Annotated in this window: 15 protein-coding genes and 1 pseudogene; 6 read left to right on the top strand and 10 right to left on the bottom strand. The window is 56.4% G+C overall.

Annotation, left to right across the window (positions count from 1 at the left end):
• Positions 1-12 precede the first annotated feature (12 nt).
• The 3 genes from amrS to FPT12_RS09780 all read left to right on the top strand — a co-directional run bounded on the left by amrS (position 13) and on the right by FPT12_RS09780 (position 3,958).
• The gene (amrS, locus tag FPT12_RS09790) at positions 13-1,497 is read left to right on the top strand and encodes an AmmeMemoRadiSam system radical SAM enzyme (RefSeq protein ID WP_145016066.1); all 1,485 of its coding nucleotides are present in this window, start codon (positions 13-15) and stop codon (positions 1,495-1,497) included.
• Positions 1,494-2,639, top strand: coding sequence for a PLP-dependent aspartate aminotransferase family protein (locus tag FPT12_RS09785; RefSeq protein WP_145016065.1), 1,146 nt, complete (start codon positions 1,494-1,496; stop codon positions 2,637-2,639). The genes amrS and FPT12_RS09785 overlap by 4 nt, the downstream gene beginning before the upstream one ends.
• A 62-nt stretch (positions 2,640-2,701) precedes the next feature.
• Entirely contained in the window at positions 2,702-3,958 is a 1,257-nt protein-coding gene (locus FPT12_RS09780; protein ID WP_145016064.1) for a PLP-dependent aminotransferase family protein, read from the top strand.
• Positions 3,959-4,041: 83 nt separating this feature from the next.
• Here the strand turns inward: FPT12_RS09780 and FPT12_RS09775 are convergent, their stop codons facing one another.
• Complete coding sequence (locus FPT12_RS09775) at positions 4,042-4,674, bottom strand: LysE family translocator (RefSeq protein ID WP_145016063.1); 633 nt, start codon at positions 4,672-4,674, stop codon at positions 4,042-4,044.
• 167 nt (positions 4,675-4,841) lie between these two features.
• Here FPT12_RS09775 and FPT12_RS28320 point away from each other — a divergent pair, with 167 nt between their 5' ends.
• Together FPT12_RS28320 and FPT12_RS28315 are read left to right on the top strand one after the other, a co-directional pair.
• Positions 4,842-5,231 carry a hypothetical protein gene (locus FPT12_RS28320; RefSeq protein ID WP_178098665.1) on the top strand — a complete coding sequence of 130 codons (390 nt, stop codon included), beginning with the start codon at positions 4,842-4,844 and terminating at the stop codon, positions 5,229-5,231.
• 301 nt (positions 5,232-5,532) lie between these two features.
• Positions 5,533-5,649, top strand: a pseudogene (locus tag FPT12_RS28315) (HlyD family secretion protein); the annotation flags it as partial.
• 59 nt (positions 5,650-5,708) lie between these two features.
• Here the strand turns inward: FPT12_RS28315 and FPT12_RS09760 are convergent.
• The 9 genes from FPT12_RS09760 to FPT12_RS09720 all read right to left on the bottom strand — a co-directional run bounded on the left by FPT12_RS09760 (position 5,709) and on the right by FPT12_RS09720 (position 17,627).
• Complete coding sequence (locus FPT12_RS09760) at positions 5,709-7,130, bottom strand: efflux transporter outer membrane subunit (RefSeq protein WP_145016061.1); 1,422 nt, start codon at positions 7,128-7,130, stop codon at positions 5,709-5,711.
• Positions 7,127-10,306 (bottom strand): efflux RND transporter permease subunit, encoded by a 3,180-nt coding sequence (locus FPT12_RS09755; RefSeq protein ID WP_145016059.1) that lies wholly within the window; start codon positions 10,304-10,306, stop codon positions 7,127-7,129. Before FPT12_RS09755 ends, FPT12_RS09760 begins: the two co-directional genes overlap by 4 nt.
• Positions 10,307-10,321: 15 nt before the next feature.
• Positions 10,322-11,575, bottom strand: a complete 1,254-nt coding sequence (gene mexE / locus FPT12_RS09750) for a multidrug efflux RND transporter periplasmic adaptor subunit MexE (RefSeq protein ID WP_145016057.1) — start codon at positions 11,573-11,575, stop codon at positions 10,322-10,324.
• A 275-nt stretch (positions 11,576-11,850) separates the two neighbouring features.
• Positions 11,851-12,306 carry a DUF805 domain-containing protein gene (locus FPT12_RS09745; protein ID WP_145016055.1) on the bottom strand — a complete coding sequence of 152 codons (456 nt, stop codon included), beginning with the start codon at positions 12,304-12,306 and terminating at the stop codon, positions 11,851-11,853.
• A gap of 15 nt (positions 12,307-12,321) precedes the next feature.
• A complete protein-coding gene (locus tag FPT12_RS27940) occupies positions 12,322-12,672 on the bottom strand; it encodes a DUF4190 domain-containing protein (protein ID WP_145016053.1) in 351 nt (116 codons plus the stop codon).
• 303 nt (positions 12,673-12,975) lie between these two features.
• Positions 12,976-13,299: an isochorismate lyase gene (locus tag FPT12_RS09735; RefSeq protein ID WP_145016051.1), complete on the bottom strand. Its 324-nt coding sequence runs from the start codon at positions 13,297-13,299 to the stop codon at positions 12,976-12,978.
• 36 nt (positions 13,300-13,335) lie between these two features.
• Positions 13,336-14,562: a histidine decarboxylase gene (locus FPT12_RS09730; protein WP_145016049.1), complete on the bottom strand. Its 1,227-nt coding sequence runs from the start codon at positions 14,560-14,562 to the stop codon at positions 13,336-13,338.
• Positions 14,563-14,589: 27 nt separating this feature from the next.
• On the bottom strand, positions 14,590-16,425 hold the full coding sequence (locus tag FPT12_RS09725) for a (2,3-dihydroxybenzoyl)adenylate synthase (RefSeq protein ID WP_145016047.1): 1,836 nt from the start codon (positions 16,423-16,425) through the stop codon (positions 14,590-14,592).
• 26 nt (positions 16,426-16,451) lie between these two features.
• Complete coding sequence (locus FPT12_RS09720) at positions 16,452-17,627, bottom strand: isochorismate synthase MenF (protein ID WP_145016045.1); 1,176 nt, start codon at positions 17,625-17,627, stop codon at positions 16,452-16,454.
• A gap of 131 nt (positions 17,628-17,758) precedes the next feature.
• On the opposite strand from FPT12_RS09720, the gene FPT12_RS09715 reads away from it, so the two are divergent.
• On the top strand, positions 17,759-22,093 hold the full coding sequence (locus FPT12_RS09715; RefSeq protein ID WP_256676689.1) for an amino acid adenylation domain-containing protein: 4,335 nt from the start codon (positions 17,759-17,761) through the stop codon (positions 22,091-22,093).
• Positions 22,094-22,104: the final 11 nt, after the last annotated feature.

Here is a 22,104-nt window from a genome sequence, read left to right as displayed (position 1 = left end):
GAGGAGTGAGAGATGGACACTACAAAAAATAAAAACTGGACCTTGGAAAGCACGCCTGCAAAGTTGGAAGAAATACTCCCGAATGGCGTTGTAAAGTGTCATCTTTCCCCCCGAAACTGTGTCATTCAGGAAGGTAAAGTAGGTTTTTGCAAGGTGCGCGGAAACAGAGGCGGCCGGTTAGTTACATTGAATTATGGCAAAGGCGTTCACAGCACCGAAGAGACCATCGAAACCGAGGCGGTATTCCACTTTGCTCCCGGAGAGCGAATCCTTTCCCTGGGCAATATCGGCTGCATGCTTAACTGCGGCTACTGCCACAACTGGAAGACCTCTCAGGCCAAGTATGTGACGGATAAAGACGTTTACTACTATACGCCTGAGCAGGTTGTAGAAACTGCCTTGAAGCATGGTATACGCGTTATCTCCTGGACGTATAACGACCCTGTTGTCTGGCATGAATTTATCCTCGATACGGCAAAGCTGGCAAAGGAAGCGGGCTTGATCAATTTATATAAATCAGCTTTTTTTATCAGTGAAGAAGCCATTGATGAACTATTGCCAGTCATCGACATATTCTCGATTTCGCTAAAATCCATCTCCCCCGAATACTATCGAAAGGTCACAACAGGCTGGGTAGAGCCCGTTCTGGCTGGCATCAAGAAAGTATACGATGCTGGTAAATATGTTGAAGTCAGCACCTTGATGGTTACCGATATCAGTGACGATGAGGATACCGCCAGGAAAATTAGCCAGTGGGTACTGGATGAACTGGGCCCGAATGTACCGCTCCACTTTGTAAGGTTTCACCCTGATTATAAGATGAGTAATAGCATCAGGACGCCCGTGGATAGACTCCTGAAGGCTCGGGACATTGCCCGGAGCATGGGGGTTGAGCATGTTTATCTGGGTAACGTAAATGATGTCGAGGGCACCAATACCAGCTGCAATAATTGTAACGCTCTACTCGTTACCCGCTACGGTTTGAATGCTGAAATAATCGGATTGGATAGCAACGGTTGCTGTGCCCGGTGTGGGCACGACGCACACTTCAAGTTGCTGGGCGAACACAACGCGAACACGCCTGTTGAACTGCGAGAGGCTGCATTGAGCTCTTACGAGAAGCGAAAGTTCGAGTGGCATGGGGATATCGTATCGTTGCACGCCCAAGTGCTGAATACTGAAGACTTTGAACAGACCGTCTACCTGCGGCGCAACTATACCGATGGGCTCAACAGTGATTGGAAATCACTGACATTGCGGCCGTATGAAAGCTATCGATTCATTATTGCCAAGGCACGAATTGATGAATCAGGCCCTGAAGTCTGGCTTCCCAAGGGGGTGAACTCAAATCTTCATGAAGTATTCGACAGGGCTCACTTCCCAACCGAGTCGATTGAAGAGATTGGTATTTCGCAAAACGACATCACGCCGACCATTGGGTATGAAGGCAAGCAGAACATGTATGAGCAGGTTATCAAACTGGTGAGCAAATCATGAACGTGTCTACTGAAATACTCCATATCAGGGTCGATGATCGAGAGGCCCACCCATCCGTGACGCCTATTTATCAGTGCAGCGCTTTTAGCGCTGACTCGGCGTTCTTCTACTCGAGAAAAGCCAATCCCAATGTGACTGAGCTGGAACAGGTTGTCGCTGCACTGGAAGGAAGCGAATACGCCTTGGCCTACAGCACCGGAATGAGTGCCATCTACATGGTTCTGGAACTGCTGAAACCCGGTGGGTCGCTGGTGATCAACAAATATATCTATGGCTGTTCTTATAAGCTTTTTCAGCGATATGCGGCACGTATCGGTGCGAAACTGACGATTCTGGATCTCACCACGGAAAGTGGATTGAAAGAGTTGCCGTCGAACGTGGACATGGTCATTTTCGAAACACCGACCAATCCCTTTCTGAAAGATATTGATATTCATGCGGTCAGCAAGGCGGTTAAGCAAAACAACCCACACGCCCTGGTGGTCGTTGACAACACGTGGGCCACTCCGACATTTCAAAAGCCTCTGAACTTTGGCGCGGATATTTCTCTGTACAGCGCAACGAAGTATTTCTCCGGGCATAGCGATGTCATGGGCGGCCTGGTACTCGTCAACAATGAAATGATTTATACGCGCCTCCTCGAAGGCCGCTTTTATTCAGGCTCAATATTAGCGCCTAATAGCGCATGGCTGCTTCGCAGAAGCATGCAGACATTTAACCTGCGCATGGAGAAACACAGCAACACAACCTCCAGCATGCTCAACTATCTGCGAGAGCTGCCCTTTATTGAGCATGTTTATTATCCACGAGTCGATGGTAAACAATTGACCGGCTATGGTGGCATTGTGTTTGTTGATATTCGGCCCGATCTGGTCCCCTTTTACAAAACCTTCACCAGCGCCCTCAAATGGTTTGGAACGGGTACGGGAATGGCCTGTGTCACGTCAATGGTTGCGCAACCCTTTAGTGGAAGCCATGCCTCGATGACTGAGCAGGAAAAAGCGGATATGGGGATTGAAAAGGGTTTGGTTCGATTGTGTTTTGGTTTAGAGGCCCTTGAGGATCTTAAAGAGGATCTGCTTCAGGCATTCGTAGCCATGGAAAATATGGCTGATCAAAAAAGTGCACTTAAACCTGCGTAACAGATGTTAATCATGAGCAACGAGCCTTCAACGGTTCGTTGCTTTTTTATGGAGAAGCGAGATTGCCCAGCGTACTCGAAAAAACGATATTCGAAGACCCTACTCTGAACGTTATCCATCTTCTAAATTCCATTTCCAGTGAAAATCCAGAGGCAATCTCTCTGGCTTCCGGTCGACCTGACGACGAGCAATGCGACCTGTCCCTCATCGATAAAGGGCTGGCCAGCTATACACGATACGCCGTCGATACGGAACACTCACTTGCGACACTACTTTGCCAATATGGAAAAACCACCGGAATTATCAACGGTATAATAGCCGAACACTTGCAGGTGGATGAAGGCATAAAGATTTTCAACCCTGAAAGTATTGTCGTGTGCATGGGGTTTCAGGAAGCTGCGACCTTGACACTGCTATCAATCTTTGAAGGAAGTGGTGTTTTATTAGTGCCTGACCCGGTGTTTTCCGGAATAACGGGTATTGCGAAATTACTAAGAATAAAAATTGTACCCGTTCCCGTCGGCACCTTCCTCGATCCATCTGCCCTGCGCAAGGTCGCTGAAGATCTTGAGTCCGGGGGGGAAAAGGTAAAAGCGCTGTACGCGATTTCAGATTTCAGTAACCCTACTGCTGACAGCCTTTCCTATGAAGACAGAAAGGCCATGCTCTCCTTGGCCAATGAAATGAATTTTTTTATCCTGGAGGATAATGCCTACAGCTACTTCAGGTACGAGGGAGATAAAATCCCCTTGATGAAGTCGATAGACAGTAGTCGAGTGTTCCTTCTAGGCTCGTTTGCAAAGTCAATTTTTCCGGGATTGCGTATGGGCTATGTAGTCGCCCCGGAGAGCGCTGGGGTGATTTCCTTTAGCGCCAGATTATGTAAAGCCAAAAGCTTGATCACCGTCAATACACCGGCCCTGTGCCAAGCAGTTGTCGGAGGTTTGCTGATAGAGAACAACTACTCTTTAAAAGAGCTTAATCAACCAAGAGTGTTGTCTTACAGGCAAAAAAGAAACTATATGATTGAATGCCTTGAACGTGAATTCCCGATCAAGGCTGATGCTCGAAAAAGTGTCACCTGGAACCATCCAGAGGGAGGCTTTTTCATCAATGTACAGTTGCCTTTCACCTTTGAGTATTTTGAAATGTGCGAGTGCGCCAGAAACTTTAAGGTTATTGTATTTCCCACTTCCTTATTTTCGCTGACGGATGAGGCTGTCACTCAGGTCAGGTTGTCGTTTAGCAATGCGACAGAATCAGAAATCAAACAAGCGATAGGTAGCTTCAGGGCGTACATTGAATCCAGAATGCAGTAAACATCCTCCCGTTAAACCGTAGGGGATTGATGCCAAGGCTTACTCATCAGTCAATGAGAAATAAGCCTTGTCTCATTTCTCGCTTAAGCTCCTGTGGCGAGCATAACACCAGTGGCGACTTGGTAGGCACCCAGAATGGTTATGGTTGACCCGGAAAAATAGTTGATCAACCTGAGCTTTGATTGGGAGATTCTGGTCTTGAATATGGAGGAGAATCCGCTCAATCCCAGCCACCAGACAGCCGAGCCTAGAAATATACCTGTTACCATAGGCAGCACTGAGTGCTGACCGCCTTGATCATTAGCCATGCCGTCGCTCATGGCAGCAAATATCGCGATAAACGACAGGATGGTCATTGGGTTCGACAGTGTCAAAAACAGTGTACTCAAGTAGGCTTTTAACAGGTTGGCTCGTTCACCCGCCAGGGCTGTTGAGCTCGCTTTCGATCTTATTGTTTGATAACCAATGTACGCGAGGAACATCCCCCCCAAAATACACAACCATGGCTTAAAGCTAATGAGTGTCGCTATGATGACTGTGATCCCCAGCGCACCGACATATCCATAGATCGAATCGGCTGTGGCCGCCCCTAACCCTGTCGCGAAACCTGCTCTCCATCCAAGCGCAAGGCTCCTCTGTATGCACAACAGCCCAATGGGTCCCACAGGGGCTGCAATACAAAGCCCAATGATCATCGACTTAATGAAAATCAACATGAATGCACCTCCGCAATTGATGATTAAAGGTTAGGGGAAGTGCATTTTTTTATGAATTAATTATTAATTTCCATACAGGCTTTTTCGATAAATTTGTACGGAGTATTCTGATTTTTCCTTCATTATTAAGGTGCACTCTGTGATGAGCCTTACTAAACCCGGTCGGTATGCCATTCGCCTTCGACGATGACGCCGGCCTCGGTCCGGCAATCAGTGCTTTCCAGGGCAACAAGGCCCTTTCCCCTGACCAGCAAAACGAGATCCATCGCCTGCTTGGCGTCTATGCGCGGGTGAAATACGGCAACGCTGCCACCGAGACCCTGCGCGAGCTGGTAGCTGTAGGTCTGTTCGGCAAGATCGGGAAGCCGTTCAATCAGGCGAACACAGTCGTCGGAGAAATAGCCGAAGAATGCCACTTGTCGCAGGCTGGCGGACAAATATTCGCAAAGCGCAGGACAGCCTCGCAGTTGTGCCTGACCCTCATCGATACAAACTTCGAAAAGAGGGTCGAGCCCGATGATCGTCGTCCTGCGATTACGGCTTGGACCGGAAAGTGATTCAAGAATGAAGACAGACTCGCGACCGAGTTGTGCCAGTGCATTTGCATATATACCAAGTGCATGCTTTTAACAAGAAACTCTGCGCGCACAACTGTTGGATTGCGCGGCTGGGTATTTGTAACTTCTGTCACCAACGTAGCGGCCGTTGAGTTCCAGTAACCGTCGTGCTTCTTCGATGGCGACCGCGGGCTCTAACTGCAGACGAATCCCAACAGGTCCACCAGTCCACTGGAGTGAGGGCAGGAAGGGGCAAACGATATGGTATGCGCCAAGTAAAACATTGAACCAAAGATCCAGTATTGCGGAGGATGACCGGGTCGACATCGAACTGATGAGTGGCGAACGTTTTGGCGGCACCGTGCAAAGCATCGCTTTTGCCATAATTTGCAGGCAAAAAAAGCCCCGCGACCGAATGAGGCGCGGGGCAAAAAATTTGGTTGGTTGCGGCCAACCAAAGGAGCTCTTGAAGAGGGGTTACCTGCTGGCGACCGTCTCGGGTTGCCAGCCACCGCCGAGCGCCTTGTAGATGGCAACGATGCCACGGTAAAGATCAACCTCGGCCTGGGCCTGGGAATCCTCGGCTGCCAGGCGTTCGCGTTGTGCGTCGAGCAGCACCAGGAAATCCACGGTGCCTTCGCGGTAGCGAATTTCTGCCAGGTCAGCTGCAGCGCGGCTCGATTCGCTTTGGCGAATCAGCGAGATCAGGCGTTGCTGACGTTTACCGTAATCAGAGAAGGCATTCTCCGACTCCTCCAACGCTAACAACACTTGCTGTTCGTAGGTCGCCAGGGCGCCTTCGGCGTTAGCATCGGCTGCCCGCAAGCGAGCGCGCACGCTGCCCAGGTCGAAGGCGGCCCAGGTAATGCTTGGGCTGAGCGCCCAGGCGCTGGCTGCCGACGAGCCGATCTGCGAACCACGCCCGGCGGTGAAACCGAGGAAGCCGCTGAGGCTGACCCGTGGGAACAGATCGGCCTTGGCCACGCCGATTCGCGCAGTGGCGGCGGCCAGCTTGCGTTCGGCACTGCGGATATCCGGACGGCGTTGCAGCAGTTCACCGGGGTCACCAATCGGCAAGGCCTTGGCAATCGCCGGCAAGTTGGCCGGGCTGAGGTCGACGGTCAGTTTGTCTGGCCGTTCACCCAGCAGGGTGGCGATGCGGTTGCGTTGACGCACTTGCACCTCTTGCAGCTGCGGCACGCTGGCTTCGACGGAAGCGAGGCGGGCATCGGCGCGAACCACGTCGAGTTGATCACCGACGCCGGCGTCACGCAGGCTCACGGTGATCTTGCTCGATTCCTGCTGGTTCTTCAGGTTGGCCAGCGCGATTTTTTCCCGCAATTGCGCACCGCGCAGTTGACCGTAGGCGTCCACCAGTTCGGCGATCATGCTGACTTGTAGTTGGTGCAGATCGGCTTCGGCCACTTGCTGATCGGCATCAGCGGCTTCAAGGTTGCGCTGGATGCGCCCGAACAGATCCACTTCCCAGGCCATGTCCAGGCCCAGGTCATAGCGCTCGCTGTTGACGCGCTTGGTGGTCTGGCCGGGAATCTGGCCCTTGGCCAAATCGCTGCTGGCGCGGCTGGTAACGTTGGGTGTGGTCTGGGTGGCCGCGTCATCACGAAACGCACGAGACGCCTTCAAGCGGGCATACGCCACTCGCAGATCACGGTTGCCCTGCAACGACTGGGTCACCAACTGATTGAGGACCGGGTCGTCGAACTGCTTCCACCAGATACCTTCGAAGCGTGCGCGGTCGAAGTTCTTCTGACCGTTGGCGCCGTCGGTGGCGGCCGTGATGTTGGCCGCCTCCGTAGCTGGCGTCTTGTAGTCCGGGCCTACGGCACAGGCGCTCAGGGCCAGTACCAGCAAGCTCGGCAGGAAGACTTTCAGACTCATTGTTGCGCCTCCAGTTTCAGGGCCTTGGCCGCTTTGCGTGCATCGCCGCGCTCCACAAAACGACGGATCAATATGTAGAACACTGGCGTCAGCAACAGACCGAAGAAGGTCACCCCGAGCATTCCGGAGAACACCGCCACACCCATGGCATGACGCATTTCTGCACCGGCACCGCTGGAGAACACCAGAGGCACCACACCCATGATGAAGGCGAAGGAGGTCATCAGGATCGGCCGCAGACGCAGACGGCAGGCTTCCAGTACCGCGCTGAGCGAGTCCATACCTTCCTCTTGCTTGTCCTTGGCGAACTCGACGATCAGGATCGCGTTCTTACAGGCCAGCCCCACCAGTACGATCAAGCCGATCTGGGTGAAGATGTTGTTGTCGCTACCGGAGAGAATCACCCCGGTAATCGCCGACAGCAGCGTCATCGGTACGATCAGGATCACCGCCAGTGGCAGGCTCCAGCTCTCGTATTGCGCGGCCAGTACCAGGAACGCCAGCAGTACGCAGAGCGGGAACACGAACAGCGCGGTGTTGCCGGACAGAATCTGCTGGTAGGTCAGGTCGGTCCACTCGTAGGTCATGCCGTTAGGCAGTTCGTCCTTGAGCAGTTTCTCGATGGCCTGTTGCGCTTGGCCGGAGCTGTAGCCGGGGGCGGCAGCACCGTTGATTTCAGCGGTGATAAAGCCGTTGTAGTGCATCACGCGGTCCGGGCCCGAGGTGTCGCTGACCTTGATGAAGGTCGCCAGCGGGATCATCTCGCCTTTGTTGTTGCGCACTTTCAGCTGACCGATCTGATCCGGTTCGAGGCGGAACTGCTGCTCGGCCTGAACGTTGACCTGATAGGTGCGACCAAAGCGGTTGAAGTCGTTGGCATACAACGAACCCAGGTAGATCTGCAGGGTGTCGAAGATGTCGCTGACAGCCACGCCGTGGGTCTTGGCTTTTTCACGGTCGATGGCGGCATCGACCTGTGGCACGTTCACGGTATAGCTGGTGAACAGCCCGGCCAGCTCTGGCACGCTGCGGCTCTTGGTGATGATGTTCATGGTTTCTTTGTACAGCTCGTCATACCCCAGGTTGCCCCGGTCTTCGATCTGCAGGCGGAAACCACCGATGGTGCCCAGGCCCTGTACTGGCGGCGGCGGGAAGATCGCCATGTAGGCTTCCTGAATCCCGGCGTATTGGCCGTTCAAGGCACCGGCAATCGCACCGGCCGACTGGCTTGGGTCTTTGCGTTGGTCGAACGGTTTCAGGGTGACGAACACGATGCCGGCATTCGGGCTGTTGGTGAAGCCGTTGATCGACAGGCCCGGGAAGGCCACCGCGCTTTCCACGCCAGGCTGTTTCAGGGCCAGGTCGGACATGCGCTTGATCACATCTTCAGTACGGTCCAGGCTCGCCGCGTCCGGCAGTTGGGCGAAGGCCACCAGGTATTGCTTGTCCTGGCCTGGCACGAAACCGGTTGGCGTGTTCGAGAAACCGAGGAACGTTAGCGCCATGAGGCCGGCGTACAGCAGCAGGGCGATGCCGCTGCTGCGGATCACACGAGCTACAGTGCCGACATAACCATGGCTGGCACGATCAAAGAAGCGGTTGAACGGACGGAACAACCAGCCACCGAAGATCCCGTCGAGGACTTTCGAGAAGCGGTCCTTGGGCGCGTCATGGCTTTTGAGCAAGACGGCAGCCAGGGCTGGCGACAGGGTCAGCGAGTTGAAGGCCGAGATCACCGTGGAAATCGCAATGGTCAAGGCGAACTGTTTGTAGAACTGTCCGGTCAACCCAGAGATGAACGCGGCCGGGATAAACACCGCACACAGCACCAGCGCGGTGGCGATGATCGGGCCGGTTACTTCACGCATGGCGCGCTTGGTCGCTTCGACCGGCGTCAGCCCCAGGCCGATGTTTCGTTCGACGTTTTCCACCACCACGATGGCGTCGTCGACCACGATACCGATGGCCAATACCAATCCGAACAACGACAGCGCGTTAAGCGAGAAGCCGAACAGGTGCATCACGGCGAACGTACCGATCAGCGATACCGGGACCGCCACCAACGGAATGATCGAGGCGCGCCAGGTTTGCAGGAACAGGATCACTACCAGCACCACCAGAATCAGTGCTTCGAACAGCGTGTGCACCACAGCCTCGATGGAACCGCGAACGAAAATCGTCGGGTCATACACGATGCTGAAGTCCATGCCTTCGGGGAAGCTCTTCTTCAGCTCGGCCATTTTGGCGCGCACTTCGTTGGAGATCTCGATAGCGTTGGAGCCCGGACGCTGGAAGATCGGGATCGCCACGGCCGGTTGGTTGTTCAGCAGGGAGCGCAAGGCGTACTGACTGGAACCCAGCTCGACGCGAGCAATGTCTTTGAGGCGAGTGATTTCACCGTTTTCGCCGGAGCGAATAATGATGTTCTCGAACTCTTCCTCGGAGACCAGGCGACCTTGGGTGTTGACCGAGAGCTGGAACGCGGTGGCGTTCGGCGCCGGCGGCGCACCCAGGGCACCGGCGGCAACCTGACGGTTCTGTTCGCGAATCGCGTTGACCACATCGGTCGCGGTCAGGTTACGCGAAGCGGTCTTGTTCGGATCGAGCCAGACCCGCAGCGAGTAGTCACCCATACCGAACAGTTGCACGTCACCCACGCCGCCCAATCGCGCCAGCTCATCCTTGATGTTGAGCAGGGCGTAGTTGGACAGGTAAAGCATGTCGTAGCGTTTGTCCGGCGAGGTCAAGTGCACAACCATGGTCAGGTCGGGCGAGGCCTTGTCCACCGTGATGCCGATTCGGGTCACTTCTGCGGGCAGCTTGGGCTCGGAGCGGGTGACGCGGTTCTGCACCTGTACCTGAGCGTTGTCCAGGTCGGTGCCCAGCGCAAAGGTGATGGTCAGGGTGATCTTGCCGTCGGCGGTGGACTGCGAGGACATGTACAGCATGTTCTCGACGCCGGTGATGGCTTGCTCCAGCGGAGCGGCCACGGTCTCGCCGATGACTTTAGGGTTGGCACCCGGGAAGTTGGCGCGGACCACCACGGTCGGTGGCACTACTTCCGGGTATTCGCTGATCGGTAGCTGGAACAGCGAGATGCTGCCGGCGATCAGGATCAGCAGCGAGAGCACCGCTGCGAAGATCGGCCGTGAAATGAAGAATTGGGAAAAATTCATCGGAGTTGTCGTCCCTTAACCGCGTGGAGTCGCAGCGGCGAGTTTCACAGCCGTACCCGGCGCAACCTTGGCAGGTGCGACTTGGGGCAGGTTGCTGGCTTCAAGCGCTTGGCGTTGTTGAGCAAGGGCCGCGAGGGTTTCCTGGCTGGCCATCGGAATCACTTCAGGCGTCACCGGGGAGCCTGGACGCACCCGTTGCAAACCCTTGACAATGATCGTGTCGTCCTTGCTCAGGCCGCTGCGCACAATGCGCAATCCTTCGATCTTCGGCCCCAGTTCGACGGCGCGATAAGCCGATTTATTGTCGGCGTCCATCACCAGTACGAACTTTTTACCCAGGTCGGTACCGACGGCTTCGTCGTTGATCAGCACGGCGGAATAGGTCCCGCTGCCCACCAGTTTCAGGCGAGCGTAGAGGCCGGGGGTGTATTCACCCTTGCTGTTGTCAAACACCGCGCGACCACGAATGGTGCCGGTTTTCGGGTTGACCTGGTTGTCTACGAAGTTCATCTGGCCCAGGTGTGGGTTGCCTTCTTCATTGGACAGGCCAAGGTAAACCGGAGTGGTTTGACCGCGTTGGCCCTGGCGGGCGAGCTGGGTGTACTTGAGGTACACGCGCTCATCGGCGTCGAAGTAGGCGTAAATCTTGTCGGTGGAGACCACGCTGGTCAGCGCGGTGACATCCGCGGTGACCAGATTGCCGGCGGTGATTTCCGCACGGCTGACACGGCCGCTGATCGGTGCGGTGACGCGGGTGAAGCTGAGGTTCAGTTTGGCCAGATCCAACTGCGCCTGGAGGGCGCCGACAGCGGCTCGGGCTTCTTGGGCGGCGCTGCTGCGCGAGTCGGCCAGTTCTGCGGAAATCGCGTTGCTGGTGCGCAGGCGCTCACCGCGTTGGGCTTCGTTTTCGCTGCGGGTAGCATTGGCGCGGCCCTGGGCAACCAGGGCTTCGAGGCGGCGGACTTCAGCCTGGAACGGTCGAGGGTCGATCTGGAACAGCAAATCGCCCTTTTTCACAAGGGCGCCTTCGGTGAATGCGACTTCGTCGATCTGGCCAGACACCCGAGGACGAATCTCGACGGTTTCCGGTGCTTCCAGGCGGCCGGTGAAATCGTCCCACTCGTTGACCGGTTGTTCCAGCACCTTGGCCACGCTGACTTTGGCCGCAGGCATGGCGGCAGCGGTTCCCGGGGTCTTGCCGCAGGCGCTCATCACCAGCAAGGCCAAAACGGCCAAGGGGAAGCGCAAATGTTTGAATGACTGTTCCATGGATGCATCCGCCACTGTATTGAGATGGGCGGATGATGCTCGGCGGGGCTGTATCAAACGAATCGAATGAGGCAAAGGTAACTATCATTCGGAATGATATAAGCGCCAAGTGAGCCCTCTAGCATGAGGCTTTCGTTAGGTGGCTATCAATCGGGCTGAGCGCAATTCAGTGTTGCGGGGAGTGCAAAGATCGGACGGATTGTCAGGCGGGTCAACTGATATAAGCAAAGAGACGGCCATTGCGGCCGTCTCGATAAGCGTCTTGTGAACTAACTTCAGTTGATCCCTTTTGGGTTCGGCCCGAAACGGTTGTCGCCAGGCTGGCTGTCCTGGGCCAGGAAGACAATGTTCACGATCGGTAGCAGGATCCACCAGCCACTGCGGTTAGTGTCGTGCATCCGGCGAACGGCTGCCGCCAGACCAGGAAGACACACGGCAAGGCTATAAAGGTTGTAAATGTACCCTTTGCCACCCAGTAAGGCCTCAATAACCATCAGGCCTATAGAGACCCCGAGGTTGATCAGAATAAACATCCAGTATTCGCGGCGGCTGGCGCGACCTTTAAATACGGCATATTTCTTGAGCACTTCAAGGTACGGGTTGCCGGTTTCTGGTACAGCGTTTGACGCTGGACGTGTTGGCTGGAACGCCTGAGGTGCACCACATTGCGGGCAGGCCGTAGCAGTGCTGTGAATTTCCTTGGCGCAACCACGACAAAAAACCATGCTCATATTTTTTCCTTAAAATTAGTCTAACGACAGTCCAACAAAAATAAGCGTCGCAATAGCCGATAAGACAACACCAGTGATCGCTAGGTTATTTCCTGTTGTTTTTTGATTAATGCTGATGATGCCGCAAATGAGCCCTGTGACGGAGAAGGCTCCCAGTCCAATGAGGGTGTCTCTTCCCCATTCAGAGTCATCAAACAGGCTGAGTACGCAGAGGATGCCCAATATTAACGAGAGGATGGCCAACCACGGCGAACCAACGTCACTCGTTGCAGCTATAGCAACGTGTTGGCTCGCTCCGCATTGGGGGCACGTTGGGGCCGTCTCGTGAATTTCCTTGGCGCACGCACGACAAAAGACCATTGCCATCGTTTTCCTTAACGTCTAATGCTAAATACCCGCCTCATTATCGACCAGACCTGGAAAAACTTCAGGATTGTTTAAAGTAAATTTCGTCAGGGTTTACTCACTGCTATTGGAGGCTGTCCGGATCCCCGATGCTGATTGAGCAAATCATCGCGATCCAGCTCGGCGCTGCCTTGATGGCGTGGCCACAAACAGGCCAGCGAACGCAACATTGAGAGTGCAGGGCGCCCCCTTCTGGCGCCCTTTCAAAATCACGAACTCGGAAACGTCTACACAGTAGATCTGGTCATACGCTCATCAACGGGCTTATGCGGTATGTCGGTCGGAATAAGTTTCTTGCCAGTGCAGAATCTGCTGTTGGATATTCCAATGAATAATGTGCTTGTAGAGTTTCTCGACGAAGGCCACTTCGAACCCGGCGGCGACTGCCCACTCGCGACGGTCTTCGAGCATCGCTGCGACCCGCTCTGGAGCGGGGATAGCCCGTTCATTGGCTTTGAATTGCGCAGCGGCTTTTACATAACCCAGGCGTTGTTTCAAGGACTCGAGGATCTGGCGATCATAAAAATCAATGCCTGCCCGAATATCATTGAGGTTTTCGCAGGCTTCAGGTGTTTTAAGTGGCGACATGGTGCTTGTCTCAAGGTGTGTTGAAAATAGCCAATTTCAGATGACGTCGAATCGGGGGCAGGTCTCCCTGACGGAGTTTGAAGGTCGTCGCTCATTACTCCCTTGTTTGACATGCGCTCCCCCAAATCGCCAGGCATCCGTCTCAAGCTCGGTAATGACCTCATCGATCAATGTGTCGATCATTAAGTTGTCGTGATGATGGGGTGTCGTTATCAAGTGCGCTGTACCGCCAGATATCGCCAGGCAATATTTCTTCGCAATCCTCTGCGACGGACAAGGGAACACTACGGTGATGGAGTTCTCGTTGCGCCAGGCATCAATGCCCGCGACCTGGAATCGATCCACCGCATACTGGGCTTTTTCCAGGCAGTGGCGGATACGCTGGCGCCAGTCAGCGAACGAGTGGCTGCGTAGTGCCGTCCACATCATCAAGGGTGTATGGCCATTGCGCGAACCGCTGATGGTCTTGTCATGGGCCAGGATGTAGTCCACTTCCACCGAGATGCGCGCAACGTCCTTGCGTTTGGCCACGACGATCCCGCAAGGAATGGGCGAACCGATCATCTTGTGGCCGGAAACGCAGATCGAGTCGATGCCATCGGCGAACGAGAAGGGCTGTGGGTGATCGACGAAGGGCAGGATCATCCCGCTCAGCGCTGCGTCCGCGTGCAGGTAGTAGTCATGGCGGGCAATGCCCGCCTGCTGCAGACGCTGTTGAATGGTGGCGATATTGTCGACCGCACCGCGCAGGGTGGTGCCGATGTTGGCGAAGATGATGGGGTGGCGTTCCTGGTCGGCGGTTATTTTTGCCATCAGGTCGTCGTAGTCGATTTCTCCATTGGCCAGTGACTCGACTGCACGGCATTTGATCCGTAGCAACTTGACGATCTTCGCAACGGAGTAATGGGTGTCTTTCGAGTAGTACAGGGTGCCGTTCGGGAACAGTTCGCGACCCAGGTAGCAGCCAAACATGTTGCCTTCGGTCCCCCCGTTGGTGACGTAGCCCCAGCTGTCTTCGAGCGCGATGTTGAACAGCTCGGAGAAGTACGTCATGACGTCCTTTTCAAAATCGAATGAGTTCAACAGGTAGTTGCTGTATTCGTTCCAATCCCCGCAGTTGTTGATCGAGAAGCGCAGGAAGCGATGCAACTGGGAGTAATCGAAGTCCGCTGATTCGGGGTACCCGATATTGAAGTACTGATTCGTCACGCAGTGCTGCCAGAAGCGCTCAAGCCTGCTTTGGTCGGCAGTGGATAAAGTCATTCCTAACTCCTTTTAGAGGCCGCCCGGTCAGGCGGCTTTTTGCTTGGTGTCCACCAGCGACCACCAACTGGCGAGCGTGGGCGAGGTCGCCAGCTCTTCGAAGCTCACAGCGATGCCACGCTCTTTGAGCTCCGCAGCGAGCTTCATCACCCGCAAGGAATCGAGGCCATAGAAAATCAGGTTTTCCTCTGGGTCCAGGTCTTCACAGTCCTCGACAAGTTGCAGTACGCGGGTGTGTAACCAGGCGCGGGTGGTTTCCGCTGCCAGGAGTTGGCGTAGTTGCTTTTTGTCGATCTTGCCGACGGGTGTCAGGGGCATGGTCTCGATGAGCCGGATGCGATCGGGGAGTTTGTATTCGGCGATGCCGAGTTCCATCAAGTGGCGTCTCAAGGCGGGTGGTTTGAGATGGGGGTTACGGGTGACGACGAAGGCGCAGCTCTTTTCCCCCAGTCTGTCGTCGGGCATGGCCACCAGGCCGGCGTGGGTCACGTCCGGGTGGAGGACGATGAGGTTTTCGATTTCCTCCGAGGCTACTTTTTCGCCACCGCGGTTGATCTGATCCTTGATCCTGCCGACGACCCGCAAATCGCCTGTCGGTGTGAGTTCAACGAGGTCGCCGGAATAGTAGTAACCCTCATTGTCAAACGCCTGGGCATTCTGCTCGGGGCTTCGGTAATACCCGCAGAACGTATAAGGACCGCGAGTGGCAAGCATGCCAGGCTCGCCGTGCGGGACGGGGATGCCTTGTTCGTCGACGATTTTGATTTCGTCATCCGGGCTGATCGGACGGCCTTGCGTGGTGAAAATCTGTTCGTCAGAGTCGTCCAGGCGGGTGTAGTTGATCAGTCCCTCGGCCATGCCGAACACCTGCTGCAACTTGCAGCCGAGCACTCCGGGAACCTGGCGTGCCAGCGAGTCGGCGAAACAGGCGCCGCCGACCTGGAGGAATTCCAGCGATTGCAGTTGCTCTTTGTGCTCCGGTGCGGCCTGCAACCACAAGGCGACCGCACTTGGAACCAGGGCCACGGTATTCACTTCATGGCGTGCAATGATCGAAAAGCAAGTCGACGGCTCTGGGCTGGAAGCCATGACGACAGTGCCGCCGGCATACAGGACACCCAGGGCGCCGGGCGAGCTGAGCAAGAAGTTGTGCGCCGCAGGCAGGGCGCATAGAAAGCGCGTTTGTGGAGTGAGCTCGCATACTTGCGCACTTGCCCGGGCGTTGTAGTGATAGTCGTTATGGGTGCGCGGGATGAGTTTGGGGGTGCCTGTACTGCCGCCCGACAATTGGAATAGCGCCACTTCACCCGGTTCGCTGGGGGAGAAGTCCACGGGGTGCTCACTTGGGGTTTTGATCCAGGCGGCGAGGTTGTTTTCGTGACGCGGTTCGCCCAGCAGCAGGGTGATTTCGGGGCTGGAACCCACTTCCTTGAGGTCAGTGATGTAACTGTCGTCGCGAAAGACTTCATGCTCGCGAGAGGCGATCAGCAACCTTGGCGTGATTTGCTGGGCGTAGCTCTTGAGTTCCAGTTTTCGATGGCTGTAGAGCGCATTGAGGGGGGCAATCCCGGCCTTGAGCAGTGCGAACAAGACAATGTAAAACTCCGCAATATTGGGCAATTGCACCAAGGCGGTGTCGCCTTTGCCAAGCCCGCTGGCCGCCAGGCGCGAAGCCAGGTTGGACGACAGCTGCTCCAGCTCGGCATAGCTGAAACGACGATCACCGCAAATGATCGCCGATGCGTGAGGTTGCGACTGGCTGCGTGCCCGCAGAATGTGTGTGAGTGGTACGTCGATCCAGTAGCCTTTTTCCCGATAGCGCTGTGCTCTGTCGAGGGGCCAGTGATTGAATTCTATGGTCATGATTGTCACTACTGAAAAAGTTCGTATTAGTGGGCCAAACCGCATGCGCGCAGCATGGTGCCGAGTTTGGTCTGGACTTCTGTCCATTCGGAGTCGGGGCTCGAGGCTTCGACGATGCCAGCGCCGGCGAACAGGCGGACCCTGTTGCGCTTGACGGTGCCGCAGCGAATGGTCACCACCCACTCGCCATTGCCTTGGGCGTCGCACCAGCCAACCATGCCGGTGAACAGGCCACGCTCGAAGGGTTCGACAAAGCGGATCAGGCGCCGGGCGCGCTCGGTGGGGAAGCCACAGACGGCAGGGGTTGGATGCAGGCGACAGGCAAGCTGCAAGGCCGAAACTGTCGGATCCGCCAAGGTGCCTTCGATACGGGTGGAGAGATGCCAAAGTGCGGGCGTGCTGATGAGGGAAGGGCGCTGGGGCACATTCAGCTGAGTGCACAGCTCCCCCAGTTGAGTGGCGATGTCCTCGGTCACGAGGCGGTGCTCGTAGTGATCCTTTTCCGACGCTGACAGCCAATCTGCATTGCGCCGGTCCGCTTGTGGATCGCTCATGCGTTTGGCCGAGCCTGCCAGCGGGTTGGAAACGAAGTTCAGACCGTCCTTGTGAACGAGCAGTTCAGGGCTGACGCCGATCAGCGTAGCGCCGTCCGGCATGGGTACACGGAAGTGATAGCCGCTTTGATTCTGGGCCCGCAGATTGTTCTGCATGGCGCCCACATCCACATCCTGCGCAAACACCAACTCACGTTGCACCGAAAGCACGGCCTTGCGCACGTCACTGTGGCGGAAGTTGACGATTGCGTGCTCTACCGCGCGTTTGAAACCGTGCTCGTCCGGTATGTTTTTTTGCTCGATCAGTTCAGGCAGTGCTGCGACGTCTGTCCGTACGGTGGCGCTTCGTGCTCGCCACTCGGCGTGTTCGGGAATGTAGAGACAAGAGGCTTCAGCAGGATCGAAGGGGATGGCGCCGACGACTATCGGGTTGTTCTGACCGGTCTTGCGCGCCCGGTCGAGGGCTTGCAGCACGGTTTTCTGGAACAGGCTATTGGCGTTATCGCCGCCAATGGCAGGTGTTTCGATTCGCTGAAGCATCCCGGCAACTGTTAGTTCTCGATCGCCGGAGGTAAATGAAAAACGCTCTTTTTCATCAATAGCTTGCACCTCATCCGTGTCATTCGCTCTTAGGGTGCCCGATCTCATTTTGGGAAAGCCTCCGTGGCCTATGGGTAAAAAATTAAGTCTTGAAATATAATCATTATCGTTTCTATTATGGGACGCTAATCATTTAGATTTGTCAATCACATGAGTGAGCCATGAGAGAGTTAACTTCAATGCAAGCCGCCTGTTGGATCGGGCGCGCTGCTCATGCGTCTTTAGGGAGAGTTTCGGCTCATCTTTATGCCGAGTTCGATGGTCGTTCCATTGACCTGGAACGGCTGCGCACGGCGCTTGAACGGGTATGCCGGCTGCATCCCATGCTGCGGGTCCGGCTGAATGCGGATGGCCTGCAATCCATTGCTTCGATGGACCAGTCACCGCAGCTGGAAGTCGAAGATCTACGCTCGATGACCGAGTCGGAAGTAGTGCGGCATCTGCTCTGCAGGCGCGAGGAATGGACTCATCAGCAGCTTGATCTCGGCCATTGCCCGGGCGTCCGTTTCTCGGTCAGCCTGCTGGCAGACGATGAGTTCCGCTTGCACGTCGATACGGACATGATCGCCATCGACCCATCGAGTTTTCGCACGTTAATCGAAGACCTCGCACGGTTTTATGACGACCCCGACGGACCGGTTCCACGCACGCCTGCTTTCTTCGATTGGTATGACAAGGCACGTACCGACACCGCGCTCAAAGTCGCCCGGGAACGAGACCGTATTTGGTGGCGTGAGCGCTTGGCTGAAATCGCTCCTGCGCCCACATTGCCGTTTCTCGAGGTTCAACCTGATCAAGCCCGCAGCCATCGATTAAGCACATGGCTTGACCCTGATGAACGTCAGGCGCTGCAGCGTCTGGCCCGTGAGCGAAGAATGACCCTGTCGACCTTGATGATGGGGCTTTTCGCGGCGGTACTCGGGGCGCAGACAGGGGACCGGAAATTCCGCCTCAATGTGCCCTCGTTCTGGCGTCCGCCACTGGTGGATGACGTCGAGCGGGTAGTCGGTGATTTTGCCAACGTGCTGATTCTCGATGTGGATATCGAGTCGGCCCGCAACCCTGCAGCCCTTTGCACGCAGATGGCGAAAAGAATGGTCGACTTGCTTGAACATAGCGCCTATCCCGGGGTGAATCTGATGCGCGATCTATCTCGTCATCATGGTTCGCCGCAACTGGCACCGGTGGTGTTTACCGCAGCGCTCGACATGCCGGGCGGCGATCTTCTCTCGGAGCGCGTCCGGCGGGTCTTCGGGCCGATGAACTGGGTGATCTCCCAAGGTCCCCAGGTTGCACTCGACGCGCAGATCGCCTGCGCCGACGGCGGCATATTGATCAATTGGGATATTCGCCTTGATGCTCTGCCACAAGCCTGGGTGTCGGATCTGTTCGAACGCTTCGTGGCGATCGTGCGTGAGGCGTCAGTCTGCTCCGCTGTCCTGGATCTACCGTTTTCTCAGCGCAGGCTGCCGCTGAACGCTCTTCAGCAGGCCTATCTGCTTGGGCGCAGCCCGCAGATGCCGCTGGGCGGCGTGGCCATGCAGGAGTTTCGCGAATACCGCGGCTCTGTGGATCCTGCTCTGCTGCGAAGCCGTTTGGCCGGGATGGTCCGGCGCCACGAAAGCCTGAGAACACGGATCGATACGCAAAAGCTCGTGCAGTTTGTCAGTGATGAGGTGCAGATAAACCTGCAGGAAGTCGACCTCACGGCTCTGTCGCCAGAAGCTGCGCTTGGCTATGTTGAGGCGCGTCGTGAGGCTTATGCGCATGCGCTGTTCGAACTGGATCACTCGCCCTGGAATGTCACGGTCTTCCTGCTCCCGGAAGGTCATCTGAGCGTTTTTGTGCGCCTTGATGCATTGATTCTCGATGGGCGATCGATCGCAACCCTCATGGTTGAACTGTTCGACGGTGTGGTCGGCGAGGAGCCGTTCACCGAGGTTACGCCCGAGCCAGAAGACCTCGTCCGCCAACGCAAGGCGGATGCTGTTTATTGGAAAGCCAAACTCGCCTCCGTGAGCGGCGCTCCACGTTTGCCGTGGATCACCCCGCTGGACCAGGTGGGCGCTTCTCGCTATGAGCGACAGAGTCTGTTGGTACCCAAGGCCGCGTTCAGCGCGTTCTGCAAACTGGGAGCGCGGCAACGGCTGTTCAAGAATTCCGCCCTGATGGCGCTGGTGCTGGAAGTGCTTTCCCACTGGGTCGATGAGGGGGGAGTGTGTGTCGCGGTGCCTGTTGCTCCGCAAACGAGTGGTGCCTTTGCCAATCGCTCAAGCTTTATCGCGGTCAATTGGAGCTCCGATCCAGACGGTTTTGCGCAGCGGGCTACCCAGCTGCAAGTCGATGTGCTGGAAGGTTTGCAACATCTGGCCTTTTCAGGGGTTGACCTTGCCCGGTTGCTGTTCGAATCCCACGGCCCGGGGCCCGTCCTGCCCGTGGTGATTACCAACGGTTTTTCCTGGCCGGTCTCGCCGACGGACAGTCCCATGAGTCTGTGTAACGGACTGACCCAGACACCGCAGGTGGCGATGGATATCCGCTTCTCGGCCAACGCCGAGGGTGCCTTGGTGTTCGACATCGACTATGCGCGCGAAGTACTGGATCCGGCGGTGGTCAGCGATATCTTGAGTGCCTTCGAAAGGGCGATCGGTCAGATCACGGCAAACGGTGTTTTTGCCATTGATGCCCCGACGATTATCGACAGGCGACACTACCGGCTGAATAGCCCGGTGACCGAGGCGTGCCACGCAGCGTTTCTCGGGCGGATCGCGAGCAATATCTTTGATCGTAGCAACGCCAGAATCGCCCTCATCAGCGGCGACCGGCAAATCAGTTATGCCGAGCTTGGCGACGGCGTATGCCGGGTGATCACTGCGTTGCAAGCGCGCGGGCTTTCTCGGCACGATGTGGTTGCCATATGCCTGCCCCGTAGCCCGGAGCACACGATGGTGACGTTGGCCTGTGCACTGACGGGCTTGATCTGGGTTCCCATCGATGCCTCGGCACCTGAGGAGCGACGGCTGTTCCTGCTGGAAAACTGTCGACCTGATCTGGTGGTGATCACCCAGGGCGAGTCTGTTGAGCATCCTTACGCGACACCCGATGAGCTGCTGGCAGCGCAAGCCCAGGTTCCACCGGTGATGGAGGACCTGTCGTCAAGCGAGGCGCCGGCCTATTACCTCTATACCTCGGGCACCACCGGAAAGCCCAAATGTGTGGTGCTGAGCAACCGAGCCACCGCCAATGTCATTGGCAGCACCCTTGAGCGCTGGGCCGTGACCGAGCGCGATGTGTTCATGTCCGTAACCCCGCTTCACCATGACATGTCGGTTTTCGACGTGTTGGGCTGCCTGACAGCGGGGGCAACGCTGGTACTTCCTGGCCAGGGCGAGGAAAAGGATGCGGTGCGCTGGAATCAGTTGATTGCCCGGCATCAGGTGACGTTGTGGTGTTCGGTGCCGGCCATCCTGGAGATGCTCCTGTCTTGCCGCGCCGCCCATGACTTGAAGAGCCTGCGCCTGATTGCGCAGGGTGGTGACTACATCAAGCCCGCCGTGATCGCCGAGCTGCGCGCGCTGCTGCCGGCTTCCCGGCTGATCTCCCTTGGGGGGCCGACGGAGACAACCATCTGGAGTATCTGGCACGAGATCACTGCCGATGACCAAGCGCTGATCCCCTACGGCAGGCCCTTGCCCGGTAACCGTTACTTCACTCTTGATTCACAGGGTGAGCACTGTCCGGCGGGCGTTGTCGGCCGAATTCACACGGCTGGTGTCAATCTCGCACTGGGCTACCTGGAAAACGGCGAGCTGACACAGAGCGAGTTCGTGACCGTCAGCGATGAACATGGCCAGGCTGTTCGTGCTTTCCGCACCGGTGACTGTGGTCGTTACCGTCGCGATGGCACCTTGATCTTCGACAGTCGAGTCAACGGCTATGTGAAAGTTCGCGGTGTACGGGTGTCGCTCCCGGATATCGAGATCGAACTGATCAATCACCCATCGGTCAGGCACGTGCTGGTCGTGGATTATGGCGAGCAGCGTCGGGGGGAGGTTTGCATCGGTGCGCTGTATGTCGGCCAGCAGGGTGCCGCAGAGCTGACGGCAACCGAGTTGCGCAACTATGCCCGCCAACATCTGCCGCACTCCCATGTACCCACGCGGTTCTTGAGCGTGGATGAGTTGCCGCTGTCGCAAAACGGCAAGCCTGATCGCCAGCGGGCCCGCAGCCTGCTCACTGCGCCGGCGAATGAAGTGGCCGAGCCTGCCGCCAGGATCATCTCGACCAAGAGAAGCAAGGTGCTGGACCTCTACTTGAGTGTACTGGGCCGCCCGTTGGAAGACGGGGTCAATGACGCGGTGGACTTCATCAGCCTGGGGTTGCGTCCCCAGCATTTGAAAGCCATTTCGGCGCGGTTCCAGGAAGACTTTTCGGTGGTGCTTTCACCCGGGCAATTGCTGCGCTGCCGCAATGCACAAGACGTCGAACGGCTGCTCATGGCTGAAGGTTCGTGAGCGCCTCTGAA

Source organism: Pseudomonas sp. H3(2019) (assembly GCF_007713465.1).
Taxonomy (GTDB): Bacteria; Pseudomonadota; Gammaproteobacteria; order Pseudomonadales; family Pseudomonadaceae; genus Aquipseudomonas.
The sequence above is the reverse complement of the archived record's forward strand: the minus strand, read 5'-3'. Positions and strand labels throughout refer to the sequence as shown.